Genomic DNA, 14934 nt, shown 5'->3' on the forward strand with positions numbered 1-14934 from the left:
GCCCGGGCATGACGTTGATTTGTTCGATAACTACTGCGAGCATCTGTTGGTGCGCGATCAGGTCACGAAGGAAGTGGTCGGGACGTACCGGCTTCTCACGCCAGCGCAAGCCAGGCGCGTGGGCAGTACCTACAGCGATATCGAGTTTGACCTCACGCGTCTGCGTGGCCTGCGTGAGCGCATGGTTGAACTGGGGCGCAGCTGTGTACACCGGGACTATCGCCACGGCGGGGTGATCATGGCCTTGTGGGGCGCGCTGGCTGAGTTTATGGTGCGCAACAAGCTCGACACCATGATCGGCTGCGCCAGCATTCCCATGCTGCACAACGGCATCGTCAGCGGTGATGTGGCGGCCAGTATCTGGCAGCAGCTCAAGGCCAGCCACCTGGCGCCCATAGAACACCATGTGCACCCGCGCCTGCCGCTGCCAGTGGATCGATTGGACTGCAGCTTGACCGTGGACCCACCGGCACTGATCAAAGGCTACTTGCGTCTGGGCGCCAAGGTTCTGGGGGCACCGGCCTGGGACCCGGATTTCAACACGGCTGACCTTCCCATGATGATGCGCATCCATGATTTGCCGCCCCGGTACCGCAAACATTTCCTGGGTATGTGAGGCGAACAGGTCAAACCCAACGATCCCCGGTCTTGAAAGAGAACTCGAATTACACGTGGAGCAAGGTTCGCTCCCCGACGGCTTGTCGCAGACGATGCGCGAGGGTGCGGGAAATGGCGGTGATCAGCAAAAAGGCCAGTCTTTTGTGGTCTTCGGCCAACTGGTTGAACTGTTCAAGCGACAGCACGTACAAGTCGATATCGGTGTGCGCGATTGCGTTGTCGCTGCGCGCGCGATCATCAAGAAAAGCCAGGCCACCGAAAAAATCACCGCGCCCGAAGGTGGCGATATGGTGCAACTGTCGGCTACCGCTAATCGGCGCCATGATGCGAGCGGCGCCGCGCCGGATCAGATAGAGCTCCCGTTCTTGATCGCCGATCGAGTAAATGGGTTCACCGGCCTTGACCGTGCGCTGCTTCATGCGTCCTTCCAGATCGGCGATGGTCGCATCCTTGCGCCCTTGAAATAAATCCATTTCCTGCAAATTCAGGGGGACCTCTTCGTTCGCGGGTTGCGCGATATCGCCGATCAGACGATCCTCGATCCATTCAATCGCTGCCTCGATGGTCGGAAAAACCCGCACCGCATCACTGGCGTCGATCAGTCCGGTCTGTTTGAAAAACGCCAGCAGATTGCGACCATTGGGCAGCTGCTCGCGCACATTGCTCATCAGCAGGGGCACGCCGCGCTCGCGCAGCATGTCGCGTACCTGATTGAGCATGTGCGCGGCCGTGATGTCCACCGATTGCACCCGGCGCAGATCAAGCAAAATGTAATCGCGGGTCTTGATTTCCGGTTCAAGCGCGGCGTAAAGTTCATACGTGGTGCCGAAGAAAAGACTGCCTTGCAGTTCGAAAATGATGGCCTGGTCCCCTTTCTGGGCGAGGAGGCGCATCTCGGCTTCGGGCCGATACCAGGTCGACGAGCGCTGGTTGACAAAGGTCTTGTGCCGCACCACCGAACCACCGACTTGTTCGCGCACGAACAGCAGGATGGACATGGCAACACCGGCCGCCGACGCGGCGATCAGACCGACCGTCAATGCCACCGCAATGACCACGGCCACGACGGCAAAATCGAACACCGTGGCGCGCGACTCCAGAAAGCGCAGCGGTTTGGTGTCGATCATGCGCAGGCCTATGACGATCAGGATACCCGCCAGCGTGGCAATCGGAATCCAGGCGATAAAGGTATTCAATAACAGCGCAGCCACCAGCACCAGCACACCTTCAACGATGCCTGAGACACGGGTTTGCGCGCCGCTGGAGAGGTTCACCATGGTCGCGCCCATGGTACCGGCGCCTGGAATGCCACCGATCGCGGACGAGACGATATTCGCCAGGCCCTGCGCAAACAGTTCACGATTGGGTTCATGGCGCGTGCGCGTCATCTGGTCGATGACGACGCAAGTCTTCAGCGTATCGATCGACAGCAAGGCCGCCAGGGTCAACGCGCTGCCGAAGAGTCGGGCGATCTGGGTGAGTTTCAATTCGCCGATTTCAGACCAGCGCCCGGTAATGGTGCCGACATAACCCGCGCCGGACGCACCGAGGGTACCCAGTACCAGCTTGTTGCCGGCGAGCGTCATCATGGTCGCGTCGCTGCTGGCGAGACCAAAGTACACCAGAACCCCGGCGACGATGCCAAGAATGGTGCTGGGAACCGCCTTGGTTAATTTTGGTGCCAGCAATGCGACCAGCACAGTTGCCACGCCAACCGCAAGGCTGCGCAGGTCCCATATTTCCGGTGAGAGCGCTGCTTTCCACCATACCGTATTGGGGGAGACGCCGACAAACCCGGGAATCTGGCTGCCAATGATGATGAGGCCGACGCCGCTCAAATAACCACTCACCACGGTATAGGGAATGTATTTGATCATCCGGCCCAGGCCTAGAAAGCCGATAAACATCTGGATCAGGCCGGTCAAAATGCCGAGCACCGTCAGTAGCAGGACGATGCTCGACGGCGTGACACCCTGTTTCACCAGTTCGATGGCGAACGCCGAGAGCACGGCCGCGGCGGGCGCGCACGGTGCGCTGATCAGGCGGTCGGTGCCGCCAAAGGTAGGTGCAATCAAGCCCAGCGCTGCGGCGCCGAGGATGCCGGCCAGTGCCCCAAAAACTGCATACTGCGGGCTGATCGCCGAATAAACCGTGACGCCGAAGGCCACTGCGGTCGGCAAGGCGACCAACATGGATGCCAGCCCGCCCCAGAAATCTCCGGGCGCCTTAAATTTGTTGGACAGTGTCGACTTGGAAATCATGTTTATTTGAACTCAAAAAACAGTTGAAACACTCAGTCGCCGGATCAGCACAGGCGGCGTTGCTATCGGTAATTGGAACAAGCACGAGCGTAATTCATCTACTGTGGCGCACGGGTGTGTTCTGTCACACGATTGTCATCAAACCGGTCAACAATCAGTCATCAATTTGTAATAAACAGATTCGGACGTCATGAATTCTCTTTTTCGACAGTCGAAGTCGACGCAAACCTCGCCAAGTGTGGCACTTCTTGATCGCGATCACAGCATTCTTGCCTTCAACGAGCGGGTGCTGGATTGGGCCAATCGCAAGGACGTTCCTCTGCTGGAGCGGCTTCGCTACCTGTGTATTGTGTCTTCCAATCTGGATGAGTTTTTCGAAGTTCGCGCCGAACCGCATTTGGCCGCGAACCAGAGCAAAGACGAAAAAGGACTCTACACGGTCGAGTCGTTCAACCGACTGGCGGACGCGGCGCACACCTTGGTGGCGCGCCAGTATGCGCTGTACAACGACGACTTGATGCCCACGCTTGAAAAGCAGGGCATCAGGATCGTGTCCCACGGCGACCGCGACAGCGCGCAGCGGCGCTGGGTCAAGCAATATTTCGAGCGTGAAGTTCGTCCCTTGTTGATTCCGGTGGGGCTGGATCCCTCCCATCCGTTTCCGCAAGTGGCCAACAAATCGCTCAATTTCATTGTTCGCCTGGGCGGACGCGATGCGTTCGGGCGTGAAAACGATATTGCCATCGTCAAAGTGCCGCGCGTTCTGCCGCGAATGATCCGCATGCCGGACAAAATTTCTGGCGGAAGTAACTCTTTTGTATCCTTGTCCAGTGTGATTCGGGGGCATCTGACGGAGTTGTTTCCGGGTCGCGAGGTCGGGCAATTTTCACAGTTTCGGGTAACCCGCCACTCGGACCTTGCGGTGGACGAAGACGACGTCAAGAATTTGCGAACGGCATTGCGCCAAGGCCTTGAGCACCGTCATTTTGGTCAGGCGGTGCGGCTTGAGGTATCGGCCGGTTGTTCTGAGTATCTGTCCGCTTTTTTGCTCAAACAGTTCGAGTTGCCGGAGCTGGCTCTGTACCGTGTCCCGGGTCCGGTCAACCTGGTTCGATTGACTCAATTGGTCGATCTGATGGATGCGCCGCAGCTGTGCTTTCCTTTCTACAAGTCGTGTTATCCGACGCAGCTGACGCCGGGTGTTTCGTTCTTTGATCAACTCAAACTGGGCGATGTCTTGATGCACCAGCCGTTTGAGAGTTTTGATGGTGTATTGGCATTTTTGCGTGAAGCGGTGAATGACCCGCAGGTGCTGGCGATCAAGCAAACCATCTACCGCACCGGTAGTGACTCCGTGCTGATGGATCTGCTGCGCGAGGCGGTGCGTCGCGGCAAGGAAGTGACCGTGGTGGTGGAGTTGAAGGCCCGGTTTGACGAGGAAGCCAACATCAACTGGGCCGAGATGCTGGAGTCGATTGGGGCTCAGGTCTTGTACGGGGTGGTCGGGCTCAAGACCCACGCCAAGATGATGCTCATTACCCGCAGCGAAGGCAAACAGCTCACGCGCTACGCCCACCTGTCCACCGGCAATTACAACCCCAGCACCGCGCGTTTGTACACTGACTGGAGCCACCTGACCGCGGACGTGGCACTCACCACCGATGTGGAAAATGTGTTCGTTCATTTGGCCAGTCACAGCCGCTTGCCCAAGCTGAACCGGGTGCTGTTGGCGCCGTTTTATCTGCACACCAAGCTGATCGAAAAGATCGATGGCCTGGCCGCCGCAGCCGCTTCCGGCGGGTCGGGTCGTATCGTTGCCAAGATGAATGCGTTGACGGATGAGGCACTCATTCACGCGCTGATCCGTGCCGGACAAAAAGGCGTCAAAATTGACCTCATCGTGCGCGGTGCCTGCATGTTGCCAGCCCAGATTCCGGGCGTCACCGACAACATCCGTGTTCGTTCGGTGATTGGCCGTTTTCTGGAGCACTCGCGGGTTTTCTACTTTTGCCAAGACGATGTGCCAGAGCTGTACCTGTCCAGCGCGGACTGGATGAACCGCAACATGATGCGCCGGGTAGAACTCGCTTGGCCGGTGACTGACCCGGTGCAGCGCCAGCGCATTGTCGATGAGTGCCTGGTGGCCTATTTGCATGACGGCGTGGACGCGTGGGATTTGTTGCCGGATGGCACCTACGCCCGTGTCAAGCCTGAAGGCCGTCGATTGGCCCATGGTGCGCAAGCCGCCTTGATGGCCCGTTACGCCGGACAAGTTGACGCAAGGAGCAATTGATATGGACCTCGTCTTGTGGCGTCACGCAGAGGCGCAGGAGTGGGTTGAAGGCTGCGACGACATGGCGCGCGCGCTCACCTCGCGTGGAGAAAAGCAGGCCGCGCGGATGGCGAGCTGGCTGGACCGGCAGTTGCCCGAAAGTACGCGCATCTTGGTGAGCCCCTCGCGCCGTACCGAACAAACCGCGATGGCGCTGGGTCGCAAATACAAGCTTAGATCGGCGCTGGCGCCTGATGGCGATGTGGCCCAGTTGCTTGAGCTGGTGCAATGGCCGGGGGCGAAGGGTACGGTGCTGGTGCTGGGCCATCAGCCCACCTTGGGGCGGACCATCGCCCAGTTGCTGGGCTTGAGCGCCCCCGAATGCGCGGTAAAAAAGGGCGCCGTCTGGTGGTTGCGAAATCGGCAGCACGAAGCGCTCTCCCAAACCGTGGTGGTCGCGGTGCAGTCGCCAGAAATGCTCTAGCCAATATATATTGCCGGAGCACTTCCGGGTGCGTTTTGGGGGGATCAGTCTTTTGAAGGGCGTCCGGTCTTGATGGCTGGAACGGCCTTCAAAGCGGCCAGAAACGCCATGTCGGACATCGCGGCCAAAGCCTTGACACCGGCACGAATCAACTCGCTCTTTTTGGCCGGACTGGCCAGTTTGCCGGCGCGTTGTTTGAGCTCATCCAGTACCGTGTATTCAGCCTTGGGGATGGTAAAGCTGTCACGCACCAGTTTCGGTTTTTTCGCCTTGACTGGTTTTTCGGCTTTTGGCTTGGCTAAGGGCTTCACCAACGGTTTTGCCGGCGGTTGGATGGATGCCTTGGTGGCGGCTCTTGCCGGTGCTTTGACCTTGGCTTTAACGATCGAAGCTGATTTCTTGGTAACGGGTTTCGCGGTTACTTTGGACGCCGCCTTGACCACCGCCACCGGCGCCGGCGCCGCTGGTGGCGTGGCAAGCGTGGCCGGAACGGGGGTGGCTGCGACGGATTTCAGTGTTTTGGTCGTTGCGATTTTCTGTTCGGTGGCAGTCATGCTGGGTTTCCTTTAAATAAACGATTTATACAGTTTATATCGTTTTTTGGAAAATCGTCAAGCGGGTGCACGCCAGCTGTCACACCCATGTCATTCGGTATTTCTAAACTGGTGCCATCTAATTCTTGACCCTTGATATCCAATGAGCATTGTTCGACTGGCCGCCACAACAGCACTACCTGCGATGGCGTCTTATCATCCGACTGATCTGGAACGAAGACATGGCGCACGGGCCAGGTCGATGCCAATAGCCATGCGCTCCAATGCGGTGCGACGAGGGCGCGGGCCATTGGCTGGCTTGATGCGCAACAACCGACTCTACCCCGTGTTTCAGCCGATCGTGTCGCTGCGCGATGGGTCTGTCTATTCTCATGAAGCCTTGATCAGGGGGCCGCAGGACACGTCGTTTCATGCGCCGGATGCGTTGCTGGTGGCAGCGGGACATGAGAGCTTAAATTTTGAGTTCGAGAACTTCTGTGTCAGCGTCGCGCTTGATCGCTGGGGCTCGCTCCTTGAATCAGGGCGTCTGTTTGTGAATATCAGCGCCGAGGTGCTGGTGCAGGTTCTGAAACGCTGCGGACGCGACGCCCTGATGGAGCTGGTCAGTGGTTTTGGTGTTTTGCCACGCATGCTGGTGCTCGAAATCACCGAGTATGAGCGGGTCACCGACATGGACTACCTGGCGAGTGTGGTGCGCGAAATCCGCTCAGCCGGCGTGTCACTTGCGCTGGACGATTTTGGCGATGGCCGGTCAAGCCTTCGGTTGTGGTCGCAACTCAAGCCTGAGTTTGTGAAGATCGACAAGTACTTCACCAAGGACATCAGCCAGCACGCAGACAAGCTCAAGACGATTCAGGCCTTGCAGCAAATTGCCGCGATTTTTGACACTTCGCTGGTGGCGGAAGGCATTGAGACGGAAGACGACTTGCGTGTCTTGCGTGACCTCGGTATCACGTACGGACAGGGCTATTTCCTGGGACACCCGGCACTGCTGCCGCGTGAGCAGATTGAGGCGACGGCACTGGATGTGATGCGGGACCGCAGGGTTGCCGTGTTCCCCGAGCTGCGGCGGGCGTCCCATGCCGGGTCGCTCAGCCGTATTGCGGTGCTTGAAGCGCCAGCGGTCGGCTTGTCCACCACCAACAATGAATTGGCGAACCTGTTCTTGACTCACACCAAGCTGCATGCAGTGGCCGTCATTGACGGCACCCGGCCGGTGGGGATCATCAACCGCGCGCATTTCATGGACGAATACAGCAAGCTCTATTACCGCGAGGTATGGGGCCGAAAGCCCTGCATGGTGCATGCCAACCTCGAGCCCCGATTGATCGAACGTGACCACAATGTTGACGAGTTGATCGGCATTCTCACCTCGGACGACCAGCGCTACCTGGCAGATGGTTTTATTGTGACGGACAACGGCCGTTATGAAGGCTTGGGGACGGGCGAACAGCTGGTCCGCTCAGTCACGGAAACCCGCATCGAGGCGGCGCGCCACGCCAACCCATTGACCTTTCTACCTGGCAATATTCCGATCAGCCAGCATATCGAGCGACTCTTGAACAGCGGTGTTGAATTTGTCGCCTGCTATGCCGATTTGAATAATTTCAAACCATTCAATGACCAGTACGGCTATTGGCGCGGGGACGAAATGATTCGTCTGGTGGCCAGGCTCGCCTTGGCACACTGTGATCCGCAGCGTGATTTTGTAGGCCATGTGGGCGGCGATGATTTCATTATTCTGTACCAGAGTGCCAACTGGGAGTTGCAATGCCAGAGATTCGTGGCCGAATTTGCGGACCTCGCCATTGAGTTGTTTGACGCGTCGGCCCGCGAGGCGGGTGGCATCCATGCGGAAGACCGGCATGGCGTTTCAAGATTTTTCCCTTTGACCACGATATCGATCGGCGCGGTCAAAATTCACCGCGATGAATTTTCCAGTGCCGAACAGGTGGCGTCTGTCGCCGCGCGGGCCAAGCACGATGCCAAGATCTATGGTGAGGGTTTGCTGATACGGGACAATGCGGATTTCAGCACCCACTGAGCGCCAGTGACCAGGGGGTCTTCTGCCATGCCAGCACCTCTTCGCGCAACAGGTGGGCCGATTGGGGGAAGGCTTGGGCCCAACCGGCACGGCAGCCGAGGACAAAGCGGTTGGCATTTTCCAGATCACGCGTCAACACCAGGCCATTCAAGTCAGGGTCGCGCCGGGCGTGACACAAAATAACGGCTAGGCGCAAGGTGAGCAACTGTTGCACGAAGATTTCGTCTTCAAAGTCCACTTCCAGCTTGCGCAGTTTTCCGCGGTGCCCCAGTACCAGCAGACTGAGCTTGTGCAACTCGGACAAAGAGAAGCCCATGGCATCGGCATTGTCCAGAATATAGGCGCCATGCTTGTGGTAATCGCTGTGCGAGATATGGCTGCCTATATCATGCAGTTGGGCAGCCCAGTTCAGTTTCCGGTTCATCCGTTCATCGGTCAGGTTCGCGGGTGGGTTATCTGGCGTTGCTGTTTCGGTCTGGAGCTGAGCAAACAAATAGTTGGCGACCTTGCCGACGCGCAGGCCATGAACCGGGTCGGCGCCGAATTTAACGACAAGCCGTTGGACCGACTTGGAACGCACATCGGTCTGGTCCTTGGTGCTGCCAATCAAGTCAAATATGAGTCCGTGCCGCAGGCCGCCGGTGGCCTGTTGCATTTGATCGACTTGCAGCAGGTCGAAAACCGCCCGCAAAATGCTTAAGCCCCCGCCAATGATGGAACGCCGGTCATCCCGCATGCCAGCCAGGCGCAGGCGGTCGGCGCTTTGCGCGTTGAGCAGCTTGTCCTGCAGCCAGTCCAGGCCTTCCCGACTGACCGAGCCTGTGGGCCAACCTGCGGCGGCCAATACATCGCCGACCGCACCCACGGTGCCAGCCGAGCCGTAAGCGATGTCCCAGGCGTCGCGCCGGTACGCATTGAGTGCTTCGTCCAACACCGCCTTGGCCGCAATTTCGGCCATTTGAAAAGCGTGTTTTGAGAACTGGCCGTCCGGGAAGTAGCGCGTGGACCATGCCGTGCTGCCGACCCGGTAGGATTCCATCACTTTTGGCTCAAAACCCTGACCCAAAATGAGCTCGGTAGAGCGCCCGCCAATGTCAATTACCAGACGGCGCTCGTTCCCTTGCGGGAGTGCGTGGGCCACCCCCTGGTAAATCAGTCGCGCTTCTTCACGACCGGAGATGACGTCGATGGGGAAACCCAGCACGTCATTGGCGCGAACCAAAAATTCGTCACGGTTACGTGCTTCACGCAAGGTCTGTGTTGCCACGGCGCGCACTTCGGCGCTGTTGAAACCGGCCAGACGCTCGCCAAAACGTGCCAGACAATCCCAACCCCGCTGCATGGCTTCGGGCGTCAGATTGCGATCGTCGTCCAGACCGTTGCCCTGGCGAACCGTTTCCTTCAAGTACTCAGTGCGGAAAAACTGACCGTGATCAATACGGCCAATTTCAAGGCGAAAGCTGTTGGATCCCAAATCTACGGCGGCCAGGCGAGTTCCATCTTGCATCAGTCATGTTTCCTGTTTTTTCAGTGCCCAGCATAGCATTGGCGATCCCGTCCAGCGGCGAGTTCACATTTTCAAGGGCCTTACTCCCGCAAAATCATCTGTCCCCGAATTTCCCCGCCGGGGTGGGCTGTGGTGTGAATGTTGACGTACCATTTTCCAGCCAACAGGTCCGCCGCCTGTGCCGGGGTCAACGTTGCCTGACCTTCCAGGGGGCTGGTGACCGGGCCTTTGAAGGGCAGGGCGACGCTCGCGTTGCTGCCGATAGCGGCCGGGCCATGAAAGTGGCCGGCCGTGGCCGGGCCACTCAGGCCGGTAAACGACAGCTTCCAGCGGAACAGCCGGGTGTTTTTGTCCAACACGGCGTCGACCCGGCCGGTAGCCGGGGTGCTCGCGCGCGGCACCTCGTTCAGGCCCGTCATCTGGGTACTGAATGCCGCCAGATGGGCGTCGGGCCGCAGTACGCTGCAGCCGGCCAGGGCAAAGGTAATGGCGGTGGTGGCGAGCACGGATCGCATGGCAAGGTAAAAACGCATTGTGAACGTCTTCCGAATATTTGGAATGATCGAAATTTCGGTCCGAGTGTAGGGGCCAAGGCGCCTGGCCGTCCGTTTTTTCTGCCGTTTATTTGTAACAAAATATGCCATTAGCCCTCGTCATTACTGCGAAAGCAGCTATTATTTTTATAGCAATAGTCTTGCCAGTCGGAGGAACTGAAATCATGAAGGCGGTGTAATGGAGGCTGTGCAGATCAAATTAATGAAACAAAACAATGGGTATGTCTCTTGAGCGCTGACGCGCTGGCCAACTTGTCGCTGGCCGCCTTTGACCAGATGGTGGATGCGACCTCGGGCTTTCGCTCGCGCCCGGGCCAGCGTGAAATGGCGCAACGCATTGCCAGTGCCTTGTCGGGTGTGACGCTGGGCGAACACCCCGACCCCGGCAAAGCCATCACCGTCATCCAGGCTGGCACCGGTGTCGGCAAGTCGGCGGCCTACCTGTCCACCACCGTGGCCATGGCGCTTTCGCTCAAGACCCGGGTCGTCATCTCGACCGCCACGGTGGCCCTGCAGGAGCAGCTGATGACCAAAGACCTGCCGGCCCTGGCCGCCGTGCTGGAGACGCCCTTTGTTTTTGCGCTGGCCAAGGGGCGGGGCCGCTACGTGTGCAAGCTCAAGCTGGAGCGGCTGGCGGGTGCCGGCGAGGCCGGGGACGATTTGTTTGAGGCCGATGAAGACCTGCCGCCGCCGCGCGGTGCGTTTGCCAAACAGTTGCAGGGTGAGGACCCCGAGGAGCGCCGCATGAAGCTCTATGAATCACTGGCCGTGGCCCTGGCCAGCGGCAAATGGGACGGCGACCGCGACAAGCTGGCCGAGCAACCTGAGCCCCGGGACTGGTCTGCCGTGGCCGCTGAGCGTCACACCTGCACCGCTCGCCATTGCCCGCGTTTCAGGGAGTGCAGTTACTACGACGCCCGCACCAAACTGGCCGAGGCCCAGGTCATCGTGGCCAACCACGATCTGGTGCTGGCATCGCTCGGCATGAAGGCGCTACCCGAGCTGGACAAATGCCTGGTGGTGTTTGACGAGGGGCATCACCTGCCCGCCGTGGCGCTGGACCAGTTCGCCAGCAGCATGGATTTGTCCAGCCTGCGTTGGCTCGACAAATTGCCCAAGACCTTGCAGGAGGTGGGCGAAAAAATACACGTGGAACTCGCGCAAGACGTCAGCACGCTGGCGCAGCAACTCAAAGCCGCGCTGTTTGACGTGGGCCGGATGGTGATGGACTTGCTCAAGGTCACCAGCAGTGGCTATGACGGCGTCCATCGTTTCAAAATGGGCGTGCTGCCCGAGGCCTGGCGCGACCCCATGACCCTGATTCAGGGCCACGCAACCGGCCTGTCCAAAGCGCTGGAGGCGCTCGGTGCCGAGGTGAAACTGCTGGCCAAGGAAGACCCGTCGCAAGCGGTGAGCTGTTCGCTGATGTACGCCAAATTGGGGCAATTGGCGCCCAAGCTGGGCAGCGTGGTGGAAACCAGCAGCCTGCTGCTGGCGCACGGCCCGCAACCGCTGGCCAAGTGGCTCCAATCCGATACCAGTTCGGGTCTGGTCTTTTTGACCGCCCACGCGTGCCCGATCGTGCCGGGCGACCTGCTGCGTCAATCGCTGTGGAGCCAGGTGCGCGGGGCTGTCATCACCTCGGCCTCACTCACCAGTTGCGGCAGTTTTGACTATTTTTTACAGGAAGCCGGGCTGGTCAAGCTCCCGCATGTATCAACCCTGGAAGTCGAGAGTCCTTTCAACTATCAAACCCAGGGCGAACTCATTGTGGTGGAGACCGCCGCCGACCCGAAGAACGCCGAGGCCTACACGCTGGAGATGGTGGGGGAGCTGCTGTCCGATTTGAGCCAGGTCGCGCATGGCGCTCTGGTGCTGTTCACCTCGCGCGTGCAGATGAAGGCGGCGGTGGATGCGCTGGGCGCCGCTTTGCAGGAAGTGGTGCTGGTGCAGGGCCAAATGGCGCGGGGCCGCCTGTTGGCAACGCATCAGGCGCGGATCGAGGCCGGGCTGCCGTCGGTGATTTTCGGCTTGCAGTCGTTTGGCGAAGGCCTGGATTTGCCGGGCAAGCTGTGCGAGACGGTGTTCATCGCCAAGTTGCCGTTCAGTCCGCCGTCCGACCCGGTGGAGGAAGCCCGTTCCGAGTGGCTCAAGAGCGTCGGGCGTGATCCGTTTTCCGAGCTGGTGGTGCCGGCCACCGGCATCAAGCTGCTGCAATGGACGGGCCGGGCGATTCGCACCGAGGACGACCACGCCACCGTGATTTGTTATGACCGGCGCCTGCTGCGGATGGCGTTCGGGCGGCGCATGCTGCAGGGCTTGCCGCCGTATGCGGTGTCGCGCCGGGTCGGCGGCGTGGCCTTGGCGGTTTGATCGGTCTTGCATTTTGCGTGATGGGCCACAGTTGTGTTGTCAGTGAAGGAGTTCCATGTTGAACCAGATGGTGAGAACGGTTTTTGGCTTGATTTTTCGGGTGGTGTTTTTGCTGGCGGGGCTGGTTTTTCTGGCCAGTATGCTCACGGTCGCGTTGCTGGTGCTGGCGGTCTGGCTGCTTCGGGCGCTCTGGGCCCGTTTGACGGGCCAACCGGTGGGTCCCTGGACGTTTCAGATCAATCGTCAGGCGGTGTGGAACCGCTTTTACCGTGCGCCGGGGCAAGGTCACTCGCCCCAGCGCAATGACGCCGATGTGATTGATGCGGAAATCAAGGAAGTTATTGAAATCAAGGAAATCAAACAGCCGGAGCGCTAGGCTGGTCGGGCTGTGTTGGCTTTGACCCGGCGCGAGTGGGGCGGATGCCGGGCGCTCCAAGTCCTTCGGACTTTTTGATGTCGCGCCCGACATCCGCCCCACTCGCGCCTCATGTTGCTTGTGTGTATGCTATTTAATTGATAGCTGCTTGCGCATATCCTACGGGGGCTGGGGGCCTATTTTACTTATATGTCGATGACGATGTCATTGGAAAACAGCTCAATCGCCGTGTTCGCCACCTGGCTGGTATCAAAGTACGCGTAGGCGCCGACACCCACGGCGCCGATCAGCGGTATGAAGCGCGAAACGCTCTTGCCGATGATGTTTCTCGTGACTTTGACACCCAGCGTGCGCGCCGCAGACTGGATAAAAGCCAGCGAGGCGGCCTTGACCACATAACGCTCACCCACACGCACCACGACATCGCGAAAAAGCTGTGCTGACACATGCTTGAACAGGCAGTAAATCATTTGCTCACGGCCCAGCGCGGCGCTCTTGCCATAGACCGAGGCGATGTCCGACACCATTTGCGCCTGCAGCTTCCACACCCCCACCAGTTCGGGCAGTATCGTCAGCCAGCCCAAAAAACCCGGTGGCAAGGCGAGCGACGCGGCCATCAGGCTGGCTTGCCGGGCGGCGCTGCGGCCAAGAGCCCGGGCCCGCTCCTCGGGTTGCGCAAGTTTGCTTTCGCTGGACGCGGGCACGCGCAACACCAGATCCAGAATGGCGTCGCCCACTTTGTGGCTCGGGTCTGGGTGTGATGCAAGGGTGGTAACCGCGTTTTTCGGCATGGTGGGCAATTATCTCGCGCTTGGGCGTGCGTCGGCCCAGGTCCGGGTTGGTGTCGGGCCCGCAGCGCTGAATCAGCGCCCTGTTAATTCAAGTAAAGTAGTCCAAGTGCTTGCGCGCGCCGAATCGGCGCGAGGAATTAATTTCGGAGAACATTGACATGCAAATGGGTAAGCCAATTGAACTACATGGGACGCCGCTGGGCGGTGGAAAATTCCCACTCGTCTGCACCCCGCTGGTCGGGCGCACGCGGGACAAAATTCTGTCCGAAGTGCAACTGGTGCTCGCCAAGAAGCCCGACATCCTGGAGTGGCGTGTCGATTTTTTTGAAAACATTGGCAAGCCCGCTGAAGTGATCAGCGTGGCGGCCAGCATCCGGCAGGCCGCCGGCGGCATTCCTCTGGTGTTCACCCGGCGCTCGGTCAAAGAGGGCGGCGAAAAAATTGCTTTGTCTGAAGATGAGGTTGTGGCGCTCTATCAGGCCGTGTGCGAGAGCCGCTGTGCCGATATCGTCGATTTCGAAATGAGCAACGATGCAGCGCATGTCCGGCGCGTGCGTGAAGTCTCGAAGGTGAATGACACGAAGTTGATTCTGTCATTTCATAATTTTTCATTTACACCGGGACTGGAATTGCTCAATCAGCGATTTCTTGAGGCCGAGCAACTCGGGGCCGACATCGCGAAAGTGGCGGTCGTGCCACGCAATCTGGAGGATGTACTGACGCTTTTGACGGCGACCTTGAAGTCCAGCCAAAAGCTGAAAATCCCGTTGATCAGCATGTCGATGGGCGGCTACGGCTCACTGACGCGCCTGTTCGGCGGGGCCTTCGGCTCGGCCTTGACGTTCGCGGTCGGCGCCAGCAGTTCAGCACCCGGCCAGGTGCCGATCGAAGACCTCAATACCGTGCTCGGTATTCTCCAGAAGTCGATGGCGGGAACGTAGTCGCTGTTGATGCGACGCGTGGGGCGCGCTGGTAGCAGGCAGCATGGGGCACACACCGGGGCTAGCAAAACATCAGTGCCAACCAGGCGGGGTCATCCATGACGTTGATCAGCAGATAGCCGCCGATGCGGTAGAGCCATAGCTCGGCGTGAACTTTCA

13 protein-coding genes are annotated in these 14934 nt (G+C 59.2%); 7 read left to right on the plus strand and 6 right to left on the minus strand.

The window, feature by feature from the left end; genetic code table 11:
* Positions 1-616, plus strand: a 616-nt coding sequence (locus tag B3V69_RS12000) for a GNAT family N-acetyltransferase (RefSeq protein WP_296446830.1), incomplete at its 5' end; no start/stop codon positions are given.
* A gap of 49 nt (positions 617-665) precedes the next feature.
* Here the strand turns inward: B3V69_RS12000 and B3V69_RS12005 are convergent.
* Complete coding sequence (locus B3V69_RS12005) at positions 666-2879, minus strand: SulP family inorganic anion transporter (RefSeq protein ID WP_296446832.1); 2214 nt, start codon at positions 2877-2879, stop codon at positions 666-668.
* 190 nt (positions 2880-3069) lie between these two features.
* Here B3V69_RS12005 and ppk1 point away from each other — a divergent pair, with 190 nt between their 5' ends.
* Together ppk1 and sixA are read left to right on the plus strand one after the other, a co-directional pair.
* Positions 3070-5172 carry a polyphosphate kinase 1 gene (ppk1, locus tag B3V69_RS12010; protein ID WP_296446834.1) on the plus strand — a complete coding sequence of 701 codons (2103 nt, stop codon included), beginning with the start codon at positions 3070-3072 and terminating at the stop codon, positions 5170-5172.
* Between the two features lies 1 nt (position 5173).
* On the plus strand, positions 5174-5635 hold the full coding sequence (sixA, locus tag B3V69_RS12015) for a phosphohistidine phosphatase SixA (RefSeq protein WP_296446835.1): 462 nt from the start codon (positions 5174-5176) through the stop codon (positions 5633-5635).
* A 44-nt stretch (positions 5636-5679) separates the two neighbouring features.
* Here the strand turns inward: sixA and B3V69_RS12020 are convergent, their stop codons facing one another.
* Positions 5680-6189 carry a hypothetical protein gene (locus tag B3V69_RS12020; protein ID WP_296446837.1) on the minus strand — a complete coding sequence of 170 codons (510 nt, stop codon included), beginning with the start codon at positions 6187-6189 and terminating at the stop codon, positions 5680-5682.
* The gene (locus B3V69_RS12025) at positions 6186-6479 is read right to left on the minus strand and encodes a hypothetical protein (RefSeq protein ID WP_296446839.1); all 294 of its coding nucleotides are present in this window, start codon (positions 6477-6479) and stop codon (positions 6186-6188) included. Before B3V69_RS12025 ends, B3V69_RS12020 begins: the two co-directional genes overlap by 4 nt.
* A gap of 11 nt (positions 6480-6490) precedes the next feature.
* Here B3V69_RS12025 and B3V69_RS12030 point away from each other — a divergent pair, with 11 nt between their 5' ends.
* Positions 6491-8233: a phosphodiesterase gene (locus B3V69_RS12030; RefSeq protein WP_296446842.1), complete on the plus strand. Its 1743-nt coding sequence runs from the start codon at positions 6491-6493 to the stop codon at positions 8231-8233.
* On the opposite strand, the gene B3V69_RS12035 is transcribed toward B3V69_RS12030, so the two are convergent.
* Together B3V69_RS12035 and B3V69_RS12040 are read right to left on the minus strand one after the other, a co-directional pair.
* Positions 8220-9740: a Ppx/GppA phosphatase family protein gene (locus B3V69_RS12035; protein ID WP_296446845.1), complete on the minus strand. Its 1521-nt coding sequence runs from the start codon at positions 9738-9740 to the stop codon at positions 8220-8222. The genes B3V69_RS12030 and B3V69_RS12035 overlap by 14 nt on opposite strands.
* Before the next feature lie 80 nt (positions 9741-9820).
* The gene (locus B3V69_RS12040; RefSeq protein WP_296446847.1) at positions 9821-10273 is read right to left on the minus strand and encodes a CHRD domain-containing protein; all 453 of its coding nucleotides are present in this window, start codon (positions 10271-10273) and stop codon (positions 9821-9823) included.
* Between the two features lie 249 nt (positions 10274-10522).
* Here B3V69_RS12040 and dinG point away from each other — a divergent pair, with 249 nt between their 5' ends.
* Together dinG and B3V69_RS12050 are read left to right on the plus strand one after the other, a co-directional pair.
* Positions 10523-12667 (plus strand): ATP-dependent DNA helicase DinG, encoded by a 2145-nt coding sequence (dinG, locus tag B3V69_RS12045; protein WP_296446849.1) that lies wholly within the window; start codon positions 10523-10525, stop codon positions 12665-12667.
* Positions 12668-12722: 55 nt separating this feature from the next.
* A complete protein-coding gene (locus B3V69_RS12050) occupies positions 12723-13043 on the plus strand; it encodes a hypothetical protein (RefSeq protein ID WP_296446851.1) in 321 nt (106 codons plus the stop codon).
* A 185-nt stretch (positions 13044-13228) separates the two neighbouring features.
* Here the strand turns inward: B3V69_RS12050 and B3V69_RS12055 are convergent, their stop codons facing one another.
* On the minus strand, positions 13229-13834 hold the full coding sequence (locus tag B3V69_RS12055) for an EcsC family protein (protein WP_296446852.1): 606 nt from the start codon (positions 13832-13834) through the stop codon (positions 13229-13231).
* A 158-nt stretch (positions 13835-13992) separates the two neighbouring features.
* Between B3V69_RS12055 and aroD the strand changes: the two genes are divergently transcribed.
* Positions 13993-14775: a type I 3-dehydroquinate dehydratase gene (aroD, locus tag B3V69_RS12060; protein WP_296446854.1), complete on the plus strand. Its 783-nt coding sequence runs from the start codon at positions 13993-13995 to the stop codon at positions 14773-14775.
* The last annotated feature ends 159 nt before the right edge of the window (positions 14776-14934 follow it).

Origin of the sequence: Rhodoferax sp. UBA5149 (assembly GCF_002413825.1) — a bacterium.
Classification (GTDB): domain Bacteria; phylum Pseudomonadota; class Gammaproteobacteria; order Burkholderiales; family Burkholderiaceae_C; genus Rhodoferax.

Excerpts from the sequence above, each read along its gene's own strand:
- B3V69_RS12005 (WP_296446832.1), bottom strand. The coding sequence starts at position 2,879 with ATGATTTCCAAGTCGACACTGTCCAACAAATTTAAGGCGCCCGGAGAT.
- ppk1 (WP_296446834.1), top strand. The coding sequence starts at position 3,070 with ATGAATTCTCTTTTTCGACAGTCGAAGTCGACGCAAACCTCGCCAAGT.
- sixA (WP_296446835.1), top strand. The coding sequence starts at position 5,174 with ATGGACCTCGTCTTGTGGCGTCACGCAGAGGCGCAGGAGTGGGTTGAA.
- B3V69_RS12020 (WP_296446837.1), bottom strand. The coding sequence starts at position 6,189 with ATGACTGCCACCGAACAGAAAATCGCAACGACCAAAACACTGAAATCC.
- B3V69_RS12025 (WP_296446839.1), bottom strand. The coding sequence starts at position 6,479 with ATGGCCCGCGCCCTCGTCGCACCGCATTGGAGCGCATGGCTATTGGCA.
- B3V69_RS12030 (WP_296446842.1), top strand. The coding sequence starts at position 6,491 with ATGCGCAACAACCGACTCTACCCCGTGTTTCAGCCGATCGTGTCGCTG.
- B3V69_RS12035 (WP_296446845.1), bottom strand. The coding sequence starts at position 9,740 with ATGCAAGATGGAACTCGCCTGGCCGCCGTAGATTTGGGATCCAACAGC.
- B3V69_RS12040 (WP_296446847.1), bottom strand. The coding sequence starts at position 10,273 with ATGCGTTTTTACCTTGCCATGCGATCCGTGCTCGCCACCACCGCCATT.
- B3V69_RS12050 (WP_296446851.1), top strand. The coding sequence starts at position 12,723 with ATGTTGAACCAGATGGTGAGAACGGTTTTTGGCTTGATTTTTCGGGTG.
- B3V69_RS12055 (WP_296446852.1), bottom strand. The coding sequence starts at position 13,834 with ATGCCGAAAAACGCGGTTACCACCCTTGCATCACACCCAGACCCGAGC.
- aroD (WP_296446854.1), top strand. The coding sequence starts at position 13,993 with ATGCAAATGGGTAAGCCAATTGAACTACATGGGACGCCGCTGGGCGGT.